Source organism: Rhizobium alarense (assembly GCF_021555155.1).
Classification (GTDB): Bacteria; Pseudomonadota; Alphaproteobacteria; order Rhizobiales; family Rhizobiaceae; genus Rhizobium_D; species Rhizobium_D alarense.
In genome coordinates this window covers 1-22200 of sequence record NZ_JAKGBU010000085.1, presented here as the reverse complement: position 1 = coordinate 22200, position 22200 = coordinate 1, and the positions used below count along the sequence as shown (strand labels likewise).

General features: G+C 64.4%; 17 protein-coding genes and 1 pseudogene. 8 read left to right on the top strand and 10 right to left on the bottom strand.

Annotated elements, in window-relative coordinates:
* From LXM94_RS21235 to LXM94_RS21225, 3 genes and pseudogenes are all read left to right on the top strand, one after another.
* Positions 1–218, top strand: a pseudogene (locus LXM94_RS21235) (NAD(P)(+) transhydrogenase (Re/Si-specific) subunit alpha); the annotation flags it as partial.
* The gene (locus tag LXM94_RS21230; RefSeq protein WP_235773472.1) at positions 218–628 is read left to right on the top strand and encodes an NAD(P) transhydrogenase subunit alpha; all 411 of its coding nucleotides are present in this window, start codon (positions 218–220) and stop codon (positions 626–628) included. The pseudogene LXM94_RS21235 and the gene LXM94_RS21230, both read left to right, overlap by 1 nt.
* A 10-nt stretch (positions 629–638) precedes the next feature.
* Positions 639–2036: an NAD(P)(+) transhydrogenase (Re/Si-specific) subunit beta gene (locus tag LXM94_RS21225; protein WP_235773471.1), complete on the top strand. Its 1398-nt coding sequence runs from the start codon at positions 639–641 to the stop codon at positions 2034–2036.
* Between the two features lie 65 nt (positions 2037–2101).
* On the opposite strand, the gene LXM94_RS21220 is transcribed toward LXM94_RS21225, so the two are convergent.
* Positions 2102–2980, bottom strand: coding sequence for a tetratricopeptide repeat protein (locus LXM94_RS21220; RefSeq protein ID WP_235773469.1), 879 nt, complete (start codon positions 2978–2980; stop codon positions 2102–2104).
* A 225-nt stretch (positions 2981–3205) separates the two neighbouring features.
* Positions 3206–3439: a 30S ribosomal protein S21 gene (gene rpsU / locus LXM94_RS21215; RefSeq protein WP_235773474.1), complete on the bottom strand. Its 234-nt coding sequence runs from the start codon at positions 3437–3439 to the stop codon at positions 3206–3208.
* Between the two features lie 335 nt (positions 3440–3774).
* Between rpsU and LXM94_RS21210 the strand changes: the two genes are divergently transcribed.
* From LXM94_RS21210 to LXM94_RS21190, 5 genes are read left to right on the top strand one after another with little or no spacing between them, the layout of a single operon-like run.
* Positions 3775–5028 (top strand): sarcosine oxidase subunit beta family protein, encoded by a 1254-nt coding sequence (locus LXM94_RS21210; RefSeq protein WP_235773468.1) that lies wholly within the window; start codon positions 3775–3777, stop codon positions 5026–5028.
* Positions 5028–5426: a hypothetical protein gene (locus tag LXM94_RS21205; RefSeq protein WP_235773466.1), complete on the top strand. Its 399-nt coding sequence runs from the start codon at positions 5028–5030 to the stop codon at positions 5424–5426. Before LXM94_RS21210 ends, LXM94_RS21205 begins: the two co-directional genes overlap by 1 nt.
* Positions 5427–5440: 14 nt before the next feature.
* Positions 5441–5785, top strand: coding sequence for a sarcosine oxidase subunit delta (locus tag LXM94_RS21200; protein ID WP_235773465.1), 345 nt, complete (start codon positions 5441–5443; stop codon positions 5783–5785).
* A complete protein-coding gene (locus LXM94_RS21195) occupies positions 5782–8775 on the top strand; it encodes a sarcosine oxidase subunit alpha (protein WP_235773464.1) in 2994 nt (997 codons plus the stop codon). Before LXM94_RS21200 ends, LXM94_RS21195 begins: the two co-directional genes overlap by 4 nt.
* Positions 8768–9316, top strand: coding sequence for a sarcosine oxidase subunit gamma (locus LXM94_RS21190; RefSeq protein ID WP_235773463.1), 549 nt, complete (start codon positions 8768–8770; stop codon positions 9314–9316). The genes LXM94_RS21195 and LXM94_RS21190 overlap by 8 nt, the downstream gene beginning before the upstream one ends.
* Before the next feature lie 87 nt (positions 9317–9403).
* On the opposite strand, the gene LXM94_RS21185 is transcribed toward LXM94_RS21190, so the two are convergent.
* The 8 genes from LXM94_RS21185 to LXM94_RS21150 form a co-directional block, all read right to left on the bottom strand.
* Positions 9404–9892 carry a MaoC family dehydratase gene (locus tag LXM94_RS21185; RefSeq protein WP_235773462.1) on the bottom strand — a complete coding sequence of 163 codons (489 nt, stop codon included), beginning with the start codon at positions 9890–9892 and terminating at the stop codon, positions 9404–9406.
* A gap of 69 nt (positions 9893–9961) precedes the next feature.
* Positions 9962–11935 carry a glycogen debranching protein GlgX gene (gene glgX, locus LXM94_RS21180; RefSeq protein ID WP_235773461.1) on the bottom strand — a complete coding sequence of 658 codons (1974 nt, stop codon included), beginning with the start codon at positions 11933–11935 and terminating at the stop codon, positions 9962–9964.
* Positions 11936–11937: 2 nt separating this feature from the next.
* Positions 11938–13566 (bottom strand): alpha-D-glucose phosphate-specific phosphoglucomutase, encoded by a 1629-nt coding sequence (locus LXM94_RS21175; protein ID WP_235773460.1) that lies wholly within the window; start codon positions 13564–13566, stop codon positions 11938–11940.
* A gap of 4 nt (positions 13567–13570) precedes the next feature.
* Complete coding sequence (gene glgA / locus LXM94_RS21170; RefSeq protein ID WP_235773459.1) at positions 13571–15010, bottom strand: glycogen synthase GlgA; 1440 nt, start codon at positions 15008–15010, stop codon at positions 13571–13573.
* Between the two features lie 12 nt (positions 15011–15022).
* Entirely contained in the window at positions 15023–16285 is a 1263-nt protein-coding gene (gene glgC, locus LXM94_RS21165; protein ID WP_235773458.1) for a glucose-1-phosphate adenylyltransferase, read from the bottom strand.
* 21 nt (positions 16286–16306) lie between these two features.
* Entirely contained in the window at positions 16307–18520 is a 2214-nt protein-coding gene (glgB, locus tag LXM94_RS21160) for a 1,4-alpha-glucan branching protein GlgB (protein ID WP_235773457.1), read from the bottom strand.
* Positions 18520–20982: a glycogen/starch/alpha-glucan phosphorylase gene (locus LXM94_RS21155; RefSeq protein WP_329605636.1), complete on the bottom strand. Its 2463-nt coding sequence runs from the start codon at positions 20980–20982 to the stop codon at positions 18520–18522. Before LXM94_RS21155 ends, glgB begins: the two co-directional genes overlap by 1 nt.
* A gap of 203 nt (positions 20983–21185) precedes the next feature.
* On the bottom strand, positions 21186–22200 hold a 1015-nt coding region (locus LXM94_RS21150), incomplete at its 5' end, for a vWA domain-containing protein (RefSeq protein WP_235773456.1).

Below are 22200 nucleotides of genomic sequence, written 5' to 3'. Positions count from 1 at the left end.
GGGTCATCGGCCATCTCAACGTGCCGGGCCGCATCGCGGCGTCCGCGTCGCTGCTCTACGCCAAGAACCTTTTCACCTTCCTGGAGACGCTGGTCGACAAGGAGACGAAGCGGGTTACCGTCAATGTCGAGGACGAACTGGTCAAGGCGACCATGCTCACCCACGGCGGCGCGGTGGTTCATCCCAACTTCGGCGCCGTTAGCAGGGAGGACGCATGATGGCCAACGAACTTCTCGACAAGGCGCTGACCGATCTCGATCGTGCGGTCGAAGCCGTGAAGACTGCAGCGGAATATGTGCCGGATGCGGCCGGCGCGGTCGCTCACGGCGTATCCGGCGGCGCGATCGACCCCTTCGTCTTCCGGCTGGCGATCTTCGTTCTCGCGATCTTCGTCGGATACTACGTCGTCTGGTCGGTGACGCCGGCCCTGCACACGCCGCTGATGGCGGTCACCAACGCGATCTCGTCGGTCATCGTCGTCGGCGCGCTGCTCGCCGTCGGCATCTCGCTTTCGGGGGTCGCGACCGGTTTCGGCTTCGTCGCGCTGATCCTCGCCTCCGTCAACATCTTCGGCGGCTTCCTCGTCACCCAGCGCATGCTGGCGATGTACAAGAAAAAAGAGAAGTGAGGCTGGCCCGATGAACGCGAATTTCGCAGCTTTCCTCTATCTCGTCTCCGGCGTGCTCTTCATCATGGCGTTGCGCGGCCTGTCGCATCCGACGACGAGCCGGCGCGGCAATGTGCTCGGCATGACCGGCATGGGCATCGCCATCGCGACGACGCTGCTGCTTGCGACACCCTCGTTCGGGGGGCTCGTGCTGATCGTGCTCGGCCTGGCGATCGGCGGCGGCACCGGGGCCTTTATCGCCCGGTCGATTCCGATGACGGCGATGCCGCAGCTCGTCGCCGGCTTCCACTCGCTGGTGGGTCTGGCGGCGGTCCTGGTCGCCGCGGCTGCGCTCTATTCGCCGGTTTCCTTCGGCATCGGCGAGCTCGGCGACATCCACGGCCAGGCACTCGTCGAAATGGCGCTCGGTGCCGCCATCGGCGCGATCACCTTCACCGGATCGATCATCGCCTTCCTGAAGCTCGATGGGCGCATGTCCGGCAAGCCGATCATGCTGCCCTTCCGGCACGCCATCAACATCGTGTTGCTGCTTACGATCGTCTTCTTCATCGTCGGCCTGACGCTGTCGGAAAGCCATTTCGACTTCTGGGCGATCGTCGTCCTGGCGCTGGTGCTCGGTGTGCTGATCATCGTGCCGATCGGTGGCGCCGACATGCCGGTGGTCGTCTCGATGCTGAATTCCTATTCCGGCTGGGCCGCCGCCGGCATCGGTTTCACGCTCGGCAATCTTGCACTGATCATCACCGGCGCGCTGGTCGGTTCCTCGGGCGCGATCCTGTCCTACATCATGTGCAAGGGCATGAACCGCTCGTTCATCTCCGTCATCCTCGGCGGCTTCGGCGGCGAGACTGCCGCAGTTTCGGATGACGGCGTCCAGCGCACCGTCAAGCAGGGCTCGGCCGACGACGCGGCGTTCCTCATGTCCAATGCCGCCAAGGTCATCATCGTGCCTGGCTACGGCATGGCGGTGGCGCAGGCGCAGCATGCGCTGCGCGAACTTGCCGACAAGCTGAAGGAGCAGGGCGTCGAGGTCAAATACGCGATCCATCCGGTCGCCGGCCGCATGCCTGGCCACATGAACGTGCTGCTCGCCGAAGCGAACGTGCCCTACGACGAGGTGTTCGAGCTGGAAGACATCAACTCGGAATTCGCTCAGGCCGACGTCGCCTATGTCATCGGCGCCAACGACGTGACGAACCCGGCAGCGCGCGACGACAAGTCCTCGCCGATCTACGGCATGCCGATCCTCGACGTCGACAAGGCGAAGACGTGCCTCTTCGTCAAACGTTCGCTCGGCTCCGGCTATGCCGGCATCGACAACACGCTGTTCTACAAGGACGGGACGATGATGCTGCTCGGCGACGCGAAGAAGATGACCGAGGACATCGTCAAGGCGATGAACCACTGACGCCAGACGACAAAGCCCGCGGCACGTGCCGCGGGCTTTGTCGTTGACGAGCCTGTCGTCTGGTCTCAGGTCGCGGTCTTGCCGCGAACGCGCGCCAGACCGTCTTCGGCCGGCTTGTACTTCGGATCGAGGCGAAGTGCGTGCGAATAGGATTTCGCAGCGCGTGCGAAGTCGCCGCGGCGCTCGTAGACGAGGGCCTGGTTCGCCCAGGATTCTGCCAGCTTGCCGTCCAGGTTGATCGCCGTATTGAAGTCGGAGAACGCGTTGTCGTCGTCGTTCGTTGCGACATAGGAGATGCCGCGGCCGTTGTAAGGCTCCGGTGAGGACGGCGACAGCGAAATCGCCTTGGAGAAGTCGTCGATCGCCGCGTCATGCTGGCCGCGCGTCTGATAGATCAGGCCGCGATTGTGATAGGCGCGCGGATCGGTGGTATCGAGTTGGATCGCCTTGTTGAAATCCTGGAACGCCTCGTCGTTGCGGCCGGCCTGGCGGTAGAGGTTGCCGCGACCGATATAGGCGACGTCGTAGTTCGGGCTGATCTGCAGCGCGGCGTTATAGTCCGCGGCGGCTTCCGAAAGGTTGCCGAGATTGCGCTGCACGAGCGCGCGGTTCGCATAGGCCTGATAGAAGCGCGGGTTGAGTTCGAGCGCCCGGTTGAAGTCGGACAGCGCGTCGCGGAACCGGCCGGAGCGGCCGTAGGCCGAACCGCGGACGTTGTAGCCTTCCGGATCCTGCGGATTGGCGGCAATGACGCTGGAGAGCGACGCGATGTTCTCTTCGGAGCCCTGGGCGCGCTCCACACGCATCACGTCGACTGTGCTGCCGCTCGACTGGCAGGCTGTCAGCGTGCCGAGGGACGATGCGGTGAGAAGGACGATGGCAAGCCGCTGCGGCAGCAGCCCGGATTGGGCAAGGGTCCGCGACATCTGGTGCGCCGTGCGCATGCTAACTTCCGTCTTCAAGTTCCGTCCCTCACCGTGGCGCGCCGCGCCGCATCCGCACAATGTCAAAGGTGGCAAACAAGTCCGCTATGCGGCGGTTCTGCCGGCGTTGTGCGGGCCACCCGATGTCCGCCGCTTCGGCCGGCCATCGCCGGCGCACCAAAAAAGGCGGCGGCGAACACTCGCCCCCGCCTCAGCTTGCATCTGAAAACGTCGAAATAACGACGATCAACGGGCCGCAGGACGGCTGCTACCGCTGATCAGGCCTTCGCGCTGCATGCGCTTGCGTGCCAGCTTGCGAACGCGGCGAACGGCCTCAGCCTTCTCGCGCGCACGCTTCTGCGACGGCTTTTCGTAGTAGTCGCGCATCTTCATTTCGCGGAAAATGCCTTCGCGCTGCATCTTCTTCTTGAGAGCGCGGAGAGCCTGATCGACGTTGTTATCGCGGACAAGTACCTGCACGAGAATCCCGTTCCTTCGTTCTGTTGAGCACCTCCGGCACGTGCGCAGCGGAGGCAAATAAAAATACGTTCGCGCAGCCCGGCAGGCGTGCGATTGAAGGGTGCGATACCAGATCGTCATGGCGAAGTCCAGATGGCCGCAGATGGGATCGCGCATTTTTCGTCGTCTGCGGCTGGCGGTCTGCCCGGAGAGGCCTTTTGGCGCACTGCAACGGCGGTGTCGCATGTGGTACAAGGCGCGCCGGAATGCGTCGCAAAAGAAACGTTGTGTCTTCCGGAGATTTGCTTTCTATCGGCGACACGGTGATCGACCCCGGACTTACGGAGCAGAGGCGGATGCGCAAATATTCGGTTTTTGCCGTCGCACGCGAAGCGTTGCGCGGCCACAAGGGATGGGAGGCGCAGTGGACTTCGCCCGAGCCGAAAACGGAGTATGACGTCGTCATCATCGGCGGCGGCGGACACGGTCTCGGTGCGGCCTACTACCTGGCCAAGGAGCACGGCATCACCAATGTCGCGGTGATCGAGAAGGGCTGGCTCGGCGGCGGCAATACCGGCCGCAACACCACGATCATCCGCTCCAATTATCTCTATGACGAGAGCATGGACATCTACGAGCACGCGCTGAAGCTCTGGGAAGGGCTGAGCCAGGAGCTCAACTACAACGTCATGTATTCGCCGCGCGGCGTCATGATGCTGTCGCACAACGTCCATGACAAGCAGTCGTTCAAGCGGCACATCAACGCCAACCGCCTCTACGGCATCGACAATGAATGGCTTACGCCGGAAGAGGCCAGAGCCTATTGTCCGCCGCTCGACATCTCCGCGACCGCCCGCTACCCGATCAACGGCGCGGCGCTGCAGCGCCGCGGCGGCACCGCCCGTCACGATGCGGTCGCCTGGGGTTATGCGCGCGCTGCGTCCGACCGCGGGGTGCACATTATCCAGAACTGCGAAGTCAAGGGCATCCGTCGCGGGCCGGACGGCGCGGTGACGGGTGTCGAGACATCGAAGGGCTTCATCGGTGCCCGCAAGATCGGCGTGTCTGCGTCGGGCCACAACTCGGTGATCATGGCGATGGCGGATGTGCGCGTGCCGCTTCATTCGGTGCCGCTGCAGGCGCTCGTCTCCGAGCCGATGAAACCGATCTTCCCCTGCGTGGTCATGTCGAACTCCGTGCATGCCTATATCTCGCAGTCGGACAAGGGCGAGCTCGTCATCGGCGCCGGCACCGACCAGTACAACTCCTATTCCCAGACCGGGGGCCTGCAGATCATCACGCACACGCTTGACGCGATCTGCGAACTCTTCCCGATGTTCCGCCGGGTCAAGATGATGCGACAGTGGGGCGGGATCACCGACAATACGCCGGACCGCTCGGCGATCCAGGGCGTGACACCGGTTCCGAACCTCTTCGTCAATTGCGGCTGGGGCACCGGCGGCTTCAAGGCGACGCCGGGTTCGGCGCATCTCTTCGCGCACCTGATCGCAAGGGGCGAGCCGCACCGGCTGGCAGCCGGCCTGACGCTCGACCGCTTCCGCTCCGGACGGTTGATCGACGAGGCGGCAGCTGCGGCGGTGGCGCACTGATGGCAAGCGCGCTGCTTGCCGGGTTGCTTGCGGTGACCGGCCTGGTGCCGGCTGGCGACGTGATCCCCGGGATCGGGGATTTGCGTCTGCAGACGATTCGGAAAGCGGCGGCCGAGCGTGGTTGGCCCTTCATGGCGGAGAGCGGCATGTTGGGTTGCGCGAAGGGGCTCGGAGAGCCGGTCGTCTATTTCATGCCCGACGAGACCGACAAGAGCCGTGCGTTCAACCTTGACGTCAACCTGATGGCGATGAGCATCGTCAATCTGGGAATAACGAATGTGCCTGCCCCCTTTGATAATCCGGAGCAGCTCGTCGAGCGCCTCGTTCCGTTTGTCACCATGGGCCAGCGCCTCTGCAATCAAGAACCGGGCACGGTGCTGTCCGGACCCGAGCTTTGAACAGGTAGGATAACATGCTGCTGATCTACTGCCCCTATTGCGAGGAGGAGCGTTCCGAGCTGGAATTCCGGCACGGCGGCGACGCTCACATTGCCCGGCCGACGAACATCGCGGATATCAGCGACGAGGCCTTCGAGGAATATTTCTTCCTGCGCGACAACCCGAAGGGCCTGATCTTCGAGCGCTGGCGGCATATCCACGGCTGCGGGCGCTTCTTCAATGCGGCGCGCGACACGGTGAGCGACAAGTTCGTGACGAGCTACAAGGCCGGCGAGCCGAAGCCGGACCTGCCGGCGGCGACGCCGGCGAGCGACAAGACCGTCGAGACCTACGAGGCGCTGGAAGGAGTGGCGAAATGAGCGGAGCCAATCGCATTGCCGGCACCGGTCGCCTGACGCCTGCCAGGACCGCCCGTTTCACCTTCGACGGAAAGGGCTACGAGGCGCTCGTCGGCGACACCGTCGCCTCGGCACTCCTTGCCAACGGCGTCCACCTCGTCGGCCGGTCGTTCAAGTATCACCGGCCTCGGGGCATCCTGTCGGCCGGTCCCGAGGAGCCGAATGCGCTGATCGACGTCGCGCGCGACGCGGCGCGCAAGCAGCCGAACGTACGCGCGACCGTACAGGAGGTGTTCGACGGCATGAAGGTGTCGTCGCAGAACCGCTGGCCGTCGCTCGCCTTCGATGTCGGTGGCGTCAACAATCTCATGTCGCCCTTCTTCGCGGCCGGCTTCTACTACAAGACCTTCATGTGGCCGAAGGCGGCCTGGGAGAAGGTCTACGAGCCCTTCATCCGCCGCGCCGCCGGCTTGGGTGTCGCGCCCACCGAAGAGGATCCGGACCATTACGCCAACCGTTACGCCTATTGTGACGTGATGGTCGTCGGCGCCGGCGTTGCGGGCCTTTCGGCGGCGCTGTCCGCCGCCGAGAGCGGTGCGCGCGTCATCCTCTGCGACGAGCAGCCGGAGGTCGGAGGCTCGCTGCATTTCGACACGAGCGTGACGATCGACGGCCAGGAGGGTTACGCCTGGGCGCAGGCGGCTGCTGCACGGCTTTCGGCGATGGACAATGTCACGGTCCTGACCCGTACGACGGCTTTCGGCTACTACAACCACAATTTCATCGGTCTCGCCGAGCGCGTCACGGATCACCTGCCGCGCCCCGACCGCAAGCTGCCGCGCGAGCGGCTCTGGCAAGTGCGGGCAAAGCGCGTGGTGCTGGCGACCGGTGCCATCGAGCGCCACATGGTGTTCGCGAACAACGATCGGCCGGGCATCCTGCTCGCGTCCGCGGCGCGCACCTATCTCAATCACTTCGGCGTCGCCGTCGGCAGGAAGGTCGGCGTCTACACGGCAAACGATTCCGCCTATGAGGCTGCTTTCGACCTGAAGCGCGCCGGGGTCACGGTCGCAGCAATCGTCGACTGCCGCGAGAAGCCGGGCGAGGCGGTGCTCGCGGAGGCCCGCAGCCTCGGCATCGAGGTGTTGGCCGGTCATTCCGTCGTCGACACCAAGGGGTATCGCCGCGTCTCGTCGATGGCTGTCGCGCGCAACGGTTCGCGCTCGTCGCGCGCGATCGCCGTCGATGCGCTGATCATGTCGGCCGGCTGGACGCCGTCGGTGCACCTCTTCTCCCAGTCGCGCGGCAAGGTCGCCTACGATGCGGAGACCGGCCGGTTCCTGCCGGGCACCTACGCGCAGGACTGCCTCTCCGTCGGCGCCTGCAACGGCACGAACGGGCTGCAGGCGACGATCGAGGAGGCGCTCGCCGCAGGCGAGCTGATGGCGCGCACGAATGGCGGGGAGACCCCCGGCAAGATCGAGCTTCGCGGCGAGAACCGTTTCGAATGGACGGGCGGAATAGCCGGCGCCGGCGAGGGTGCGGGCGCGGACACGACCGTGAAGGCCTTTGTCGACTTCCAGAACGACGTCTGTGCCAAGGACATCCGGCTCGCCGTGCGCGAGGGCATGCACTCGATCGAGCATATCAAGCGCTTCACCACCAACGGCATGGCGACCGACCAGGGAAAACTCTCCAACATCCACGGCCTCGCCATCGCCTCGGAAGTTTTGGGCCGCGAGATCCCGAAGATCGGCCTCACCACCTTCCGTGCGCCCTATACCCCGGTGACCTTCGGCACGCTGATCAGCCATTCGCGCGGGGCGTTGTTCGACCCGGCGCGCAAGACGCCGATGCACGGCTGGGAGGAGGCGCATGGCGCCGTCTTCGAGGATGTCGGCAACTGGAAGCGCGCCTGGTACTATCCGCGCTCCGGCGAGACGATGCATGACGCGGTCAACCGCGAGTGCCGCACCGTGCGCAATGCCGCCGGCCTCTTCGACGCCTCGACGCTCGGCAAGATCGAGGTCGTGGGTCCGGACGCCGCCGAGTTCCTGAACCTGATGTATACCAATGCCTGGGACACGCTGAAGCCCGGCCGCTGCCGCTACGGCATCATGCTGCGCGAGGACGGCTTCGTCTATGACGACGGCGTCGTCGGGCGGCTCGCCGAGGACCGGTTCCACGTGACGACCACCACCGGCGGTGCGCCGCGCGTGATGCATCACATGGAGGACTATCTCCAGACGGAATTCCCGCACCTCAAGGTCTGGCTGACGTCGACCACGGAGCAGTGGGCGGTGATCGCCGTCCAGGGTCCGAAGGCGCGCGACATCATTGCGCCGCTCGTCGAGGGCATCGACCTCTCGAACGAGGCCTTCCCGCATATGAGTGTGCGCGAAGGGAAAATCTGCGGCGTGCCGACGCGGCTCTTCCGCATGTCCTTCACCGGCGAGGCCGGCTACGAGGTCAATGTGCCGGCCGACTACGGGCAGTCCGTCTGGGAGGCGATCTGGGCCCAGGCCGAGCCCATGGGCGCCTGCGCCTACGGCACCGAGACGATGCACGTGCTGCGCGCCGAGAAGGGCTACATCATCGTCGGCCAGGATACGGACGGCACCGTCACGCCGTTCGATGCCGGGGTCGGCTGGGCCGTCTCGAAGAAGAAGGCGGACTTCGTCGGTATCCGCGGTCTGAGGCGCCCCGATCTCGTGAAGGAAGGTCGCAAGCAACTCGTCGGCCTGATGACCAAGGATCCGAAGGTGGTGCTGGAAGAGGGCGCGCAGGTCGTCGCCGACCCGAACCAGCCGAAGCCGATGACCATGCTCGGCCACGTCACCTCCGCCTACTGGTCGGAGAACTGCGGCCGGTCGATCGCGATGGCCGTCGTCGCCGGCGGTCAGGCGCGCCTGGGACAGACCCTCTACGTGCCGATGCCTGACCGCACCATCGCGGTCGAAGTCACCGACATGATCTTCATCGACAAGGAAGGGAGCCGCCTCCATGGCTAACCAGGCACTTCGCAAGGCACCGCTCGCCGGCTACCACGGCGGCTCCGCCCTTGCCCGCGTCAATCCGGAAATGCCGGCAACCCGTCTGTCGCTCCGCGCTCATCCGGACGCCGTCGGCGGGTTGTCGGCAGCGCTCGGTGTAAGCCTGCCGACGCGACCGAAGACGTCTGCCTCCTCAAACGGCAGGCATGCGCTCTGGCTCGGTCCGGACGAATGGCTGCTGATCGACGAGAACGAGGCCGACCTGTTGGCGCTGGCCGCCTCCGCCGGCGTGCTGCATTCGGCAACTGACGTGTCGCACCGCAACACGGCGATCGTCGTTTCCGGCCCGAAGGCGGCGGAAGCGATCGCGAGCGGGACGCCTCACGATCTCACGCCCTCCGTTTTCCCGGTCGGCGCCTGCGCCCGCACGGTGCTCGGCAAGATCGAGGTGGTGATCTACCGGACGGGCGAGGAGGACTACCGCGTCGAATGCTGGCGGTCCTTCTCCTCCTATGCGTTCGGCCTGCTCTCGGAGGGGGCCGAGGACGCGGGACTCTGACGGCAAGCGCCTGCCGGGCGCGGATCCGCGCTTCTGTATTACAGCGTCCGGGGACAGACGGTCCCGGTCTGTAGAGACGTTGTCCGGCTATTCGTCTGCCGGACGATCCCTGGGGTCGAACTGGATGATGGTGATCCAGTTGGCAGTGAGCGCCGGCTTGCGCTCGCCCTCGATGTCGACGGTGACGTTGTAGGTCACCATCAGCATGCCGGCGCCGCGGAAACGGGCGTCGGCCATCGTGAAGCGGCCGCGCACCTTTGCGCCGCTCTTCACCGGCGCCATGAAGCGCACTTTGTCGAAGCCGTAGTTGATGCCCATCGTCTGTTCGATGACGCGCGGCAGGCAGTCGTAGTTCATCGCCGACAGTAGCGACAGCGACAGGAAACCATGGGCTATCGTTCCGCCGAAGGGTGTCTCCGCGGCGGCGCGGGCCGGGTCGGTATGAATGAACTGGTGGTCGTCCGTCGCCTCCGCGAAGCGATCGATCATCGTCTGATCGACGATGATCCACTTCGACACGCCGATTTCCTTGCCGACGAGTGACCGAACGTCCGTGAGATGAATTGCAGGCGGCATCTTTTGTCCTTGTGGCGGCCTCGCCTCCCACGTCCGTCATACCGCGTGGCAATGGCGGCGCCAAGAAAATCAGGAGCTTTGCAAAAGGAAATCCACGCTTCGCGGCGCGATTGATCGCGCCACACCGGCGCTGTTGCCGAACAGGCTGTTCCAGGTGCCCATCGCGGGCAGCACCAGCGATTGCTCGATTCTCGACCGGTTGACGACGACCGCCAGACGCGACGATTTGCGTGTCGCGCGATCCTCGGTGGCAAGCAGCATGACGAGGCCCGGCGCATAGGGCGCCTCCCAGTCTGCGGCCGCCATGGGGCGCCCGTCGAGCGTCAGCCACTCGACGTCGCCCTCGCCCGAATAGAACGCCGGGTCGGCGAAAACGGAAAATCGCCTGCGGATGCCGGCAAGATTTGCCGTGTGGGCGATCAGGGCCTCGTCCAGCGCCGACCAGTCGAGCCAGGTGGTCGCGTTGTCCTGGCAATAGGCGTTGTTGTTGCCGTTCTGGCTGCGGCCGCCCTCGTCGCCCGCGGTCAGCATTACCGTTCCCTTCGAGGCGAAAAGCGAGGCGAGAAGGGCCTTGGCGTCTGTCTGCCGGGCCGCCAGAATCGCCGCGTCATCGGTGGTGCCCTCCGCGCCGTTGTTCCAGGAGTGGTTCTCGTCGTGACCGTCGCGGTTGTCCTCGCCGTTCGCCTCGTTATGCTTTACCGCAAAGGAGACCGTGTCCATCAGCGTGAAGCCGTCATGGGCGGCGACGAAATTGACGCTACGTGTTCCGCTGCCGTCGTGGCGGCCGAAAATGTCGGAAGACCCTGCCATCACGGTTGCGAAGGCGCCGAGCCGGTGCGCATCGCCGCGCCAGAAGAGGCGCATGTCGTCCCGGAACCGATCGTTCCATTCGAGGAAGGGGGACGGAAAATTGCCGAGCTGGTAGCCGCCGGGACCGATGTCCCAGGGTTCGGCGATCAGAACGCGGTCTTTCAGAAGCGTATCCGCATGCATGGCGCGGAAGAGTTCGGCATTGGGATCGAAGCCGGTCGCGTCGCGCCCGAGGATCGAAGCGAGGTCGAAACGAAAGCCGTCGACGCCGGCATTGCGGACGAAGTGGCGCAGGCTGTCGAGGATGAGGCGGTGTACATGCGGCGCGTCGCAGGCGATCGTGTTGCCGCAGCCGGTGTCGTTGACGAGCGCGCCCGGCCTGTCAGCCACGTGGCGATAATAGCCGCGGTTGTCGAGGCCGCGCATCGACAGCGTCGCACCGTAGCGGTCGCTTTCGCCGGAATGGTTGAAGACGAGGTCGAGGATCGTGCCGATGCCTTCCGCATGAAGCGCCGCGACCGTCGAGGCGAGTTCGCGCATGCCGCCCGGAACAAGCCGCGGGTCCAGCGCCATGAAGGCGATGGGGTTATAGCCCCAGCTGTTGGAAAGACCGAGCGGCGGCAGGTGCCGCTCGTCGATCCAGGCGGTGATCGGCATCAGCTCGACCGCATCGACGCCGATCCGCTTGAGGTGCTTCAGCACGGCGGGATGCGCGAGCGCGCCGACGGTGCCGCGCAGGTCCTCCGGCACGTCCGGATGCAGCTTGGTGAAGGCGCGCACGGCGATTTCGTAGACGAGGCCGCCGGGCGGCAGCCGCGGCGGCGCGACGACCACCGGCACGTCCCTGGTGACGATCGCCTTCGGCACGAGGTCGGCCGTGTCTTCACCGAAGACCGCAAGTCTGCCGTCGTGACGGAAGGGCCTGTCGAGCTCCTTGGCATAGGGATCGACCAGCAGCTTCGCCGGATCGAACCACAGGCCGTGTTCCGGCGAATGAATGCCGTCGGCACGCAGTCCGTAGCGCGTACCGGGACCGGCTCCCTCGACGAAGAGACGGTGAACGCCGTCTTCGGCGCGCGGCATGGACAGGCGGCAGAGTTCGGCGGCGCCATCCGTGTCGTACAGGCACAGGTCGATCCTCGCGGCATCGGGCGCGACGACGGCGAACTCGGTGCCGCTGTCGTGCGGCGTCGCGCCGAGAGCGGGAAAGGCGGCGGTCTTCCCCGTCGCCATCGTCAGGTGATCACGCTCGGCGCGTCGCGGCCGGTGCGCGTTCCGATGCCGGCGATCTCGTCGGCGACGGCGATCAGGTCGGCGAGTGCCGCCTGCGTCTCGATGTCGTGACGCGTTGCGTCCGGTTCATAGCGCTCGATATACACCCGGAGCGTCGCGCCGGAGGTGCCGGTGCCGGAGAGGCGAAAGACGACGCGCGAGCCGCCCTCGAACAGGATGCGGATGCCCTGATTCTTGCTGACCGACTTGTCGACCGGATCGTGATAGGCGAAATCGTCTGCCGTCGCGACCGTGAGCGCACCGAAGGACTGGCCGGGCAGCGCAGCCAGCTTTTCGCGCAACGCCGTCACAAGCCCATTGGCCGCATCCGAATCGACTTCCTCGTAGTCGTGGCGGGAATAGTAGTTGCGTCCATAGGTCGCCCAGTGCTGCCGGACGATGTCGAGCACGCTTTTCTTGCGCACGGCGAGGATGTTGAGCCAGAGCAGCACGGCCCAGAGCCCGTCCTTCTCGCGCACGTGGCTGGAGCCGGTTCCGGCGCTTTCCTCGCCGCAGATCGTCGCCATTCCCTCGTCGAGCAGGTTGCCGAAGAATTTCCAGCCGGTCGGCGTCTCGTAGATGCCGATGCCGAGCTTCTCGGCGACCCGGTCGGCCGCACCGCTCGTCGGCATGGAGCGGGCGATGCCGGCGAGCCCCTTCGCATAGCCGGGCGCCAGATGCGCATTGGCGGCGAGCAGCGCCAGGCTGTCCGAGGGCGTGACGAAGATACCCTTGCCGATGATCAGGTTGCGGTCGCCGTCGCCGTCGGAGGCCGCGCCGAAATCCGGTGCGTCGGGTGCCATCATGGTCTCGTAGAGCGCTCGGGCGTGCACGAGGTTGGGGTCGGGATGGTGGCCGCCGAAATCGGGCAGCGGCATGAAGTTCAAGACGGACCCCTTCGGCGCGCCGAGCCGGTTCTCGATGATCTCCTTGGCGTAGGGGCCGGTGACCGCGCTCATGGCGTCGAAGACGACGCGGAAGCCGCCGGCGAACATCTTGCGGATCGCGTCGAAGTCGAAGAGCTGTTCCATCAGCGCCGCATAGTCGGTGACGGGATCGATGACCGTCACGGTCATGCCCTCGACCTCCTGTGTGCCTTCGTGGTCGAGGTTGATGTTGGCCACGTCGGCGATGCGGTAGGTGTCGATCGCCTTGGTGCGGGCGAAGATCGCATCGGTGATCTTCTCCGGCGCCGGGCCGCCATTGCCGATATTGTACTTGATGCCGAAGTCCTCGGTCGGGCCGCCGGGATTGTGGCTGGCGGACAGCACGATGCCGCCGAAGGCCTTGTATTTGCGGATGACGTTGGAGGCTGCGGGCGTCGAGAGGATGCCGCCTCGACCGACGAGCACGCGGCCGAAGCCGTTGGCGGCCGCCATCTTGATCGCAAGCTGGATGACCTCGCGGTTGTAGAAACGGCCGTCGCCGCCGATCACCAGCGTCTCGCCTTTGAAGCCTTCGAGCGAGTCGAAGATCGACTGGATGAAATTCTCGGCATAGTTCTTCTGCTGGAAGACCGGGACTTTCTTGCGCAGACCCGAAGTGCCGGGTTTCTGGTCGCCATAGGGCGTGGTGGATACGGTGGTGATCATCGGCTTAGACTCTCGCAAGGAGGCTGGAATAGAGATTGGCGTAGCGTTCGGCGCTCTTTTCCCATGAGACATCCGACTTCATGCCCTGGTTCTGCAGGCGGGCCCAGACCTTCGGCTCGCGATAGGCCTTGAAGGCGCGCCGCAGTGCGACCTGCAGGCCGTCGGCGGTGATGGGCGTGAACTGGAATCCGGTTGCGACCCGGGCGGAGAGCGCCGCCTCGTTCGCGTCGATCACGGTATCGGCGAGGCCGCCGGTGCGCGCGACGATCGGAATGCAGCCATAGCGCAGGCCGTAGAGCTGCGTCAGGCCGCACGGCTCGAAACGGGAAGGGATCAGGATAGCGTCGGCGCCCGCCTGCATCAGATGCGACAGCGGTTCGTTGTAGCCGATGACGATCCCGACGCGGCCGCGATGCCGCGAGGCGGCGGCGAGCAACGCGCCTTCGAGCCCCTGGTCGCCGGAGCCGAGCACCGCCAGCTTGCCGCCCTCGGCAACGATCCAGTCGGCGACGTCGGCAATGAGGTCGATGCCCTTCTGCCAGGTGAGCCGGCTAATGACGCAGAAGATCGGGCCGTCGTCATCGCCGAGCGAGAAGCGGTCGGCGAGCGCCTTGCGGTTGGCGGCACGCTTGCGCAGCGCACCCGCGGTGAAGTTCTCGGCGATATGCGGATCGGTGGCCGGGTTCCAGACCTGCGTATCGATGCCGTTGACGATGCCGGTGAGGTCGGAGGCGCGCGCGTTGATCAGCCCCTCGAGACCCATGCCGTATTCGGCGGTGGTGATCTCGTGCGCATAGGTGGGGCTGACCGTCGTGACTGCCCAGGCGGTGCGCAACCCTCCCTTGAGGAAGCCGACGTCGCCGTAATATTCGAGGCCATCGACGGAGAAGGCCTGCGGAGGCAGCTGCAGATCGGCAAAGATCTGCGGGCCGAACTGGCCCTGGAAGGCGAGATTGTGCACGGTCATGACGGTCGGAATTTGCTGCAGGCCGGTATAGCGCATGTAGACGGGTGCCATCGCTGCCTGCCAGTCGTGGGCGTGCAGGATGTCGGGCCGCCAATCGGGCAGCAGCCCGCGTGCAATCTCCGTCGCCGCGAGCGACAAGGCGGCGAAGCGCTTCCAGTTGTCGACGAAATCCTTGCCGGTAACATCCGTATAGGGGCCGCCGTTGCGGTCGTAGAGCGCCGGCACGTCGAGCACGACAAGGTCGAGCCCCTCGTAGTCGCAGGCAAGCAGCCGCGCCTCCTCGCCGAGGAGGCTCGTCATGGATGCGAGGGTCTTCGTCTCGTGAAGCTGCTGGAGAACGGCCGGATAGCCGGGCATCAGCGTCTTCATCGACACGCCGTGATTCTTCAGGGCAAGCGGAAGCGCGCCCGCCACATCGGCGAGCCCCCCGGTCTTGACCAGGGGAAACACTTCGGAAGCGACCGACAGGACGTTCATCGAAACTCCATGTTAGAGGTCGAGCTTGTCGATCATCGCCTGTGTGATGAGGCAGATCCCGTTCTCGGAACGCCGGAAACGCTTGGCGTCGAGTTCCGGTTCCTCGCCGACCACGAGGCCCTCGGGAATGACGACGCCGCGGTCGATGACGACGTTTCGCAACTGTGCATGCCGGCCGACCTTGACATCCGGCAGAACGACCGCGCCCTCCAGCCGCGAATAGGAATTGGCGCGCACGCCGGTGAAGAGCAGGCTCTTTTGCAGCGCGGCGCCGGAGATGATGCAATCGCCCGAGACGAGCGAGGAAATGGCGGATCCGCGGCGGTCCTCGTCGTCGTGCACGAACTTGGCAGGCGGCTTGATTTCCGCGAAGGTCCAGATCGGCCAGGTGCCGTCGTAGATGTCGAGTTCGGGCGTCACGTCGGTCAAGTCGATATTGGCCTGCCAATAGGCGTCCACCGTTCCGACGTCGCGCCAGTAGGCTTCGCGCTCGAAGTCCGATCGCACGCAGGAGGCGGTGAAGCGGTGTGCCTGCGCTTTGCCGTTCTTTACGATGTAGGGAATGATGTCCTTGCCGAAGTCGCGGCTGGAATTCGGATCGGCCGCATCGCGCCGCAGGAGGTCCATCAGGAATTTGGTGTGGAAGACGTAGATGCCCATCGAGGCGAGCGCCATGTCCGGATTGCCGGGGATGCCCGGCGGATCGGCGGGCTTCTCCACGAAGGCGATGATCTCGTCCTTCTCGTCGACATGCATGACGCCGAAGCCGGTCGCCTCCATGCGCGGCACCTCGAGGCAGCCGATCGTTACCTGGGCGCCGGAATCCACGTGCTGCTGGAGCATCAGCTCGTAGTCCATCTTGTAGATATGGTCGCCGGCGAGGATGACCATGTATTCGACGCCATAGTCCTCGATGATATCGATGTTCTGGAAGACGGCATCCGCCGTGCCCTCGTACCACTGGGTTTCCGAGACGCGCTGGCTGGCGGGAAGGATGTCGAAGCTCTCGTTGCGTTCCGGACGAAAGAAGTTCCAGCCGCGCTGCAGGTGACGGATGAGCGAATGTGCCTTGTACTGCGTTGCGACACCGATGCGCCGGATGCCCGAATTGAGGGCGTTGGATAGCGCGAAATCGATGATGCGCGCCTTCCCGCCGAAATAGACGGCGGGTTTTGCGCGCCGGTCCGTCAGTTCCTTGAGGCGGCTCCCCCTGCCGCCCGCGAGAACATAGGCCATCGCGTCGCGCGCAAGCGGTTGAATCCTCTTTTGCTCCATTGTGTCCTCCCAACTGTCGACTTACGCATCGAGTTCCAGCATCAGCGTGGCCAGCGGCGGCAGCGTTATTGCGGCCGAGACCGTTCCCTTGTTGTCCCGTGTTGCCTGAACGGCACCGCCGTTACCTTTGCCGCTTCCTCCATAGATCTCGGCATCGGTGTTCAGGATTTCCTTCCATCGGCCCTCCGCCGGCAAGCGCACAGCGTAGTTCTCGCGGTAGACCGGCGTGAAGTTCGTGACGACGGCGATCGGCCGCTCTCCCGGCGCCCTGCGAATCCAGGCAAAGACCGAATTGTCGCTGTCGTCGGCGATCAGCCATTCGAAGCCTTCGCCCTCGCAGTCGCGCGCATGCAGCGCCGGCTTGCGGCGATAGGTGCCGTTCAGGTCGCGCACCAGCCGGCGCATCCCCTCGTGCATCGGGTATTCGAGGAGGTTCCAGTCGAGCGCCTTGGATTCGCTCCATTCCTGCCACTGGGCGAATTCCTGGCCCATGAAGAGCAGCTTCTTGCCAGGATAGCCCCACATGAAGCCGTAATAGGCTCTGAGATTGGCGAATTTCTGCCAGTCGTCGCCGGCCATCTTGGCGATCAGCGAGCCCTTGCCGTGCACCACCTCGTCGTGGGAAAGCGGCAGCACGAAATTCTCTGTGAAGGCGTAGAGCAGGCCGAAGGTCATGTCGTTGTGGTGGAACTTGCGATGCACCGGCTCGCGGGACAGATACTGCAGCGTATCGTGCATGAAACCCATGTTCCACTTGAAGCCGAAACCCAGACCGCCTTCGTGGACGGGGTGCGACACCTTCGGCCAGGAGGTCGATTCCTCGGCGATGGTGATGATGCCGGGATGCGAGCCGTAGACATGCGCGTTCATCGACTGCAGGAAACGCACCGCTTCGAAGTTCTCGTTGCCGCCGTATTCGTTCGGCACCCATTCGCCGTGTTTGCGCGAATAGTCGAGATAGAGCATCGAGGCGACCGCATCGACGCGCAGGCCGTCGAGATGGAATTTCTCGGCCCAGTAGAGCGCGTTGTTGATGAGATAGGCAAGCACTTCGAGGCGTCCGAAATTGTAGATCGCCGTGTTCCAGTCGGGATGAAAGCCTTGGCGCGGATCCTCGTGCTCGTAGAGCGCCGTGCCGTCGAACCAGCGCAGGCCGTGCTCGTCGGTGGGGAAATGAGCCGGCACCCAGTCGAGAATGACGCCGATGCCGACCTTGTGGCAGCCATTGACGAAGCGGGCGAAGCCCTCCGGATCGCCGAAACGGGCAGTCGGTGCATAGAGCCCGGTCGTCTGGTAGCCCCAGGAGGGGTCGAACGGGTGCTCGGTGATCGGCAGGAACTCGATATGGGTGAAGCCCATGTCGGTGCAGTAGGGGATGAGACGGTCGGCGAGCTCGTCCCAGGTTAGCATCTCGCCATTGTCGCGGCGCTGCCAGGAGCTTGCGTGAACCTCGTAGATCGAAATCGGCTGACGGCGGGCGTCGACGCTTGCCCAATGCTCTCGGTGCGCCGCGTCCTCCCAGGCCTGGTCGATCGCAGGCGTCGTCATCGATGCGGTCTTCGGGCGCAGTTCCGAGCGGCGGGCGAACGGGTCGGCTTTCAGCGGCAGGAGCTCGCCGCCACGACCGACGATTTCGTATTTGTACGCCGTGCCAGGCCCGACACCCGGCAGGAATATCTCCCAGATGCCGGTGTCGCGACGCAGCCGCATCGGATGGCGGCGGCCGTCCCAGGCGTTGAAGTCGCCGACCACCGACACGCGTTGTGCGTTCGGCGCCCAGACGGCGAAGTGGAAGCCGTCGACGCCTTCGAGCGTCAGCGGATGGGCCCCCATCTTGTCGAACAGGCGCAGATGCGATCCCTGGCGGATGTAATAATCGTCCATCGGGCCGAGCACGGGACCGAAAGAATAGGGATCCACCACCACCCATTCGCCCCCCGCATTGCGTGCGCGGTAGCGAATCGGCTGCAGCTTGCGAATGGAAACAGGCCCTGCAAAGATGCCGGCCGGATCGAGACAGGCAAGCGCGCCCATCGCCTTTCCGGCTATGGTTTCGGCGACGACCTCCGTCGCGTCCGGGATGAAGCAGCAGGCGACATACTTGTCGTCGACCAGATGGACGCCGAGGACCGAAAAGGGATCGCCGTGACGCCCCTGCAGAATGGCATCGATTTCAGCTCTCGCCGGAACCGTCGACGGAACGTCCGCCTGGCTCGTGGTCGGCGGGCCTTTCATCAGGCTCTCCAGATCTCGGACGCATACTGGCGGATGGTGCGGTCGGACGAGAACCAGCCCATGCGCGCGGTGTTGCGGATCGTCTTCGAATTCCAGGATGTCTTGTTCAGCCAGATGGCGTCGACCTCGCGCTGTGCACGGGCATAGGCGTCGAAATCGGCAGCGACCATGAACCAGTCGTGATTGTAGATGCCGTCCACGAGGCCGGCGAAGCGGTTGCGGTCATCCGGCGAGAAGACACCGGATGCGATTGCCGACAGCGCCTGGGAAAGCTCGCGGGAACTTTCGATGATGGCGCGTGGATTGTGCCCGTCGGCACGGGTATTCGCCACCTCATCCGCGGTCATGCCGAAGATCACGATGTTGTCTGCCCCAACATGGTCGCGCATTTCCACATTTGCGCCGTCGAGCGTGCCGATCGTCAGCGCGCCGTTCAGGGCGAACTTCATGTTGCCGGTGCCGGAAGCTTCCATGCCGGCCGTCGAGATCTGTTCCGAAAGGTCCGCCGACGGCACCATCACCTCGGCGAGCGAGACGTTGTAGTTCGGCACGAAAGCGACCTTCAGCAGGCCGCGCACGGCGGGGTCGTTGTTGATGACGCGTGCCACGTCGTTCGCCAGCTTGATGATCAGCTTGGCGTTGTGGTAGCTCGGCGCCGCCTTGCCGGCAAAGAGCTTGACGCGCGGCACCCAGTCCAGTTCGGGGTGCGAACGGATCTGGTCGTAGAGCGCGACAGCCTCGATGATGTTGAGCAACTGGCGCTTGTATTCGTGGATGCGCTTGATCTGGATGTCGAAGAGCGCCGACGGATCGATGCGGATGCCCATGCGGCTCTGCACGAGATTGGCCAGCTTCACCTTGTTGGCGCGTTTGATGGCTGCGAAGCGTTCCTGGAAACCGTGGTCGTCGGCATGGGCGTCGAGGGCGCGCAGCGCCTCCGCATCGTCGATGAAGGCGTCGCCGATCGCCTCGCGCACGAGGTTGAAGAGACCCGGATTGCACTGCATCAGCCAGCGGCGCGGCGTGATGCCGTTCGTCTTGTTGTTGATGCGCTCGGGATAGAGGCGGTGGAGGTCGGCGAAGACGGTCTGTTTCATCAGTTCCGTGTGCAGCGCCGACACGCCGTTGATCGAATGGGAACCGACAAAGGCAAGGTTGCCCATGCGCACGCGCCGGTCGCCGCTCTCCTCGATCAGCGAGATGTTGCGGATCGAGGCGTCCTCGATGGTCTTCTCCTTGCGGGCTTCGATCAGGATTTTCGCATTGATCGCGTAGATGATCTGCATGTGGCGCGGCAGCAGCCGCTCGAAAAGCGGAACCGGCCAGCTTTCCAGCGCTTCCGGGAGAAGTGTGTGGTTGGTGTAGGAGAAGGTCCGGCGCGAAATGTCCCAAGCGGAATCGAAGTCCAGGCCGTGCACGTCCATGAGAAGGCGCACCAGTTCGGCGACGGAGACCGCGGGATGGGTATCGTTGAGCTGGATCGCAACGGCGTCGGGCAGCGAGGTGAAGTCCGGATACTGCTGCAGGTGGCGCCGCAGGATGTCCTGCAGCGAGGCGGAGGAGAAGAAGAATTCCTGGCGCAGCCGCAGCTCCTGGCCGGCCGGCGTGGCGTCGGCCGGATAGAGCACGCGCGTCAGGCTTTCGGCCTTGTTGCTCTCGCGCAGCGCCCCGATATGGTCGCCGGCGTTGAAGGCTTCGAGCAGGATCGGGTCGATCGGATTGGCCGCCCAGAGCCGCAGCGTGTTCACGCGCTTCGCGCGCCAGCCGACGGCCGGCGTGTCATAGGCGGTCGCGATCACCCGTTCGGCCGGCTTCCAGACGAAGCGCTGCTTGTCCTCGCCGATGTTCAGCGTCTCGACGGAGCCGCCGAAGCCGATCTCGTAGGAGCTTTCCCGACGCTCGAACTCCCAGGGGTTGCCGTGGGCGAGCCAGCTCTCCGGCAGTTCGACCTGCCAGCCGTCCGCCATCTGCTGACGGAACAGGCCGTGCACGTAGCGGATGCCGTAGCCATAGGCCGGCACGTCGGTCGTCGCCATGGATTCGATGAAACAGGCCGCAAGCCGCCCGAGGCCGCCGTTGCCGAGCGCGGCGTCCGGCTCGAGTTCCGCGATCACGTCGATATCGACACCGAGCGAGGACAGCGCTTCGCGCATTTCGTCCATGATGCCGATATTGGTCATCGCGTCGCGCATCAGGCGACCGATGAGGAATTCGAGCGAGAGATAATAGACGCGTTTCGACCCTTGCGCGTAGGTGCGGCGCGTCGAATCCATCCATTTGTCGGTGATGCGGTCGCGTGCCACGAGGATCGCAGCGGTCAGCCAGTCATGCGGCTTGGCAACCTTCGGATCCTTGCCGATGCGGTATTTGAGGCGCTCAAGAAGCTCCGTCGCCAACTGGCCGGGCTCCGTACTTCTGAGGGCTGGTGTGGGGAGTTCGCTGACGGAGACCTTGTTCATCATGAAGAAAAACGAACCCCTTCTTACTGTTGACTGACCGTTGGAAAATCAATCGATGGGGCAATTTTGCATCTATCCGAAGCGCTTGCAACAGGTGTTTTTCAGAAACGAGACATGCACCCGTTGCAGGTCGAAGGGGTCGCGTCAACGTCAAAACCCGCTTCCGGACGACCGGAAGCGGGTTGCCCCGATGGGTTGGATTCTGCTTACTTTGACAGGCGCGAGACGACGGCCGAGGCACGCTCTCCGATGTATTTGAAGGCTGCGACGAGTTCGTCATTGTTCGTCGCCTCGATGTAGTGATCGCCGCTTGTCGCGCAGTATTCCAGCAATTGTTTGCCCCTGGTCGGCGCCATGAACGCGACGGTATAGACTTCCACCTGGATCTCTTCGTCCTCATCGCGGGCCTTGTCGCACCACTTCTTGGTTTCGGTGTCGGCGAGGTCACCGTAGCCGCTATAGCTGTAGCCGTTGTAAGACGTGTTTTCGCCGTCGGTCATGAAGACGATATAGCGGGTCGGAACCTGCCCGTTCTTCCTCTCATGTTCCGTCGTTTCGGCGTCGGCGACGACGGCCTGATAGGCCACCTTGAAGGCCGAACTGGAATCCGTCCCGCCCGTGGGTACGGTCGGAAACGCCGCCACATAGGCTGACGCATCATCCGTGCCCCAGGCGAGGGACGTGGGAGACTGCTGGGCGTCATTGTAGGACACGGCAGCGGTCCGGACGAATTCGTTGCCGGGGTCCGACTCGTCGAGCTGCGACGTCAGGTTGGCGACGGCGATCTTCAGCGACGAGATCTTGGAACGATAGCAGGGCTTCGTCTTCCTGAGGTTCTCCGTGTACCAGTTGCTCGCGCTGTGGTTCTGGCATCTCGTCGATTCTGATTCTACCTCGTCGGTAATCCAGGCCATCGAGCCCGAGCGGTCGAGGACGAGGAACATCGACAGTGCATTCTTCGATTCGGTTGCGCTCTGGGCCTCGCTGTTGGCGCTGAGCGTCTGTTCGTCATAGCCAAACATGCGGGTGAAGGCGCTGTACTTGACGGTATGCTTGGCGTTCACCACCACGTGGAAGCTCTTCGCGGAGCCCGCTCCCGCCGTTTCGGTGGCGACGACGGTGGAGCCGGTCGTGGATGCCTCGCCGTCGGCGCTCATCTGGCCGTTCAGATATTTCAGCGCCAGTTCCTCGGCCTCGTCGACGGTGTAACCGTCATTGGCG

Bases quoted from the DNA above. Each gene is read 5' to 3' on its own strand.
- LXM94_RS21230 (WP_235773472.1), top strand. From the start codon at position 218: ATGGCCAACGAACTTCTCGACAAGGCGCTGACCGATCTCGATCGTGCG.
- LXM94_RS21185 (WP_235773462.1), bottom strand. From the start codon at position 9,892: ATGCCGCCTGCAATTCATCTCACGGACGTTCGGTCACTCGTCGGCAAG.
- glgB (WP_235773457.1), bottom strand. From the start codon at position 18,520: ATGAAAGGCCCGCCGACCACGAGCCAGGCGGACGTTCCGTCGACGGTT.
- LXM94_RS21205 (WP_235773466.1), top strand. From the start codon at position 5,028: ATGGCAAGCGCGCTGCTTGCCGGGTTGCTTGCGGTGACCGGCCTGGTG.
- LXM94_RS21220 (WP_235773469.1), bottom strand. From the start codon at position 2,980: ATGCGCACGGCGCACCAGATGTCGCGGACCCTTGCCCAATCCGGGCTG.
- glgA (WP_235773459.1), bottom strand. From the start codon at position 15,010: ATGAACGTCCTGTCGGTCGCTTCCGAAGTGTTTCCCCTGGTCAAGACC.
- glgX (WP_235773461.1), bottom strand. From the start codon at position 11,935: ATGGCGACGGGGAAGACCGCCGCCTTTCCCGCTCTCGGCGCGACGCCG.
- LXM94_RS21210 (WP_235773468.1), top strand. From the start codon at position 3,775: ATGCGCAAATATTCGGTTTTTGCCGTCGCACGCGAAGCGTTGCGCGGC.
- LXM94_RS21190 (WP_235773463.1), top strand. From the start codon at position 8,768: ATGGCTAACCAGGCACTTCGCAAGGCACCGCTCGCCGGCTACCACGGC.
- LXM94_RS21155 (WP_329605636.1), bottom strand. From the start codon at position 20,982: ATGATGAACAAGGTCTCCGTCAGCGAACTCCCCACACCAGCCCTCAGA.
- LXM94_RS21225 (WP_235773471.1), top strand. From the start codon at position 639: ATGAACGCGAATTTCGCAGCTTTCCTCTATCTCGTCTCCGGCGTGCTC.
- LXM94_RS21200 (WP_235773465.1), top strand. From the start codon at position 5,441: ATGCTGCTGATCTACTGCCCCTATTGCGAGGAGGAGCGTTCCGAGCTG.
- glgC (WP_235773458.1), bottom strand. From the start codon at position 16,285: ATGGAGCAAAAGAGGATTCAACCGCTTGCGCGCGACGCGATGGCCTAT.
- LXM94_RS21195 (WP_235773464.1), top strand. From the start codon at position 5,782: ATGAGCGGAGCCAATCGCATTGCCGGCACCGGTCGCCTGACGCCTGCC.
- LXM94_RS21175 (WP_235773460.1), bottom strand. From the start codon at position 13,566: ATGATCACCACCGTATCCACCACGCCCTATGGCGACCAGAAACCCGGC.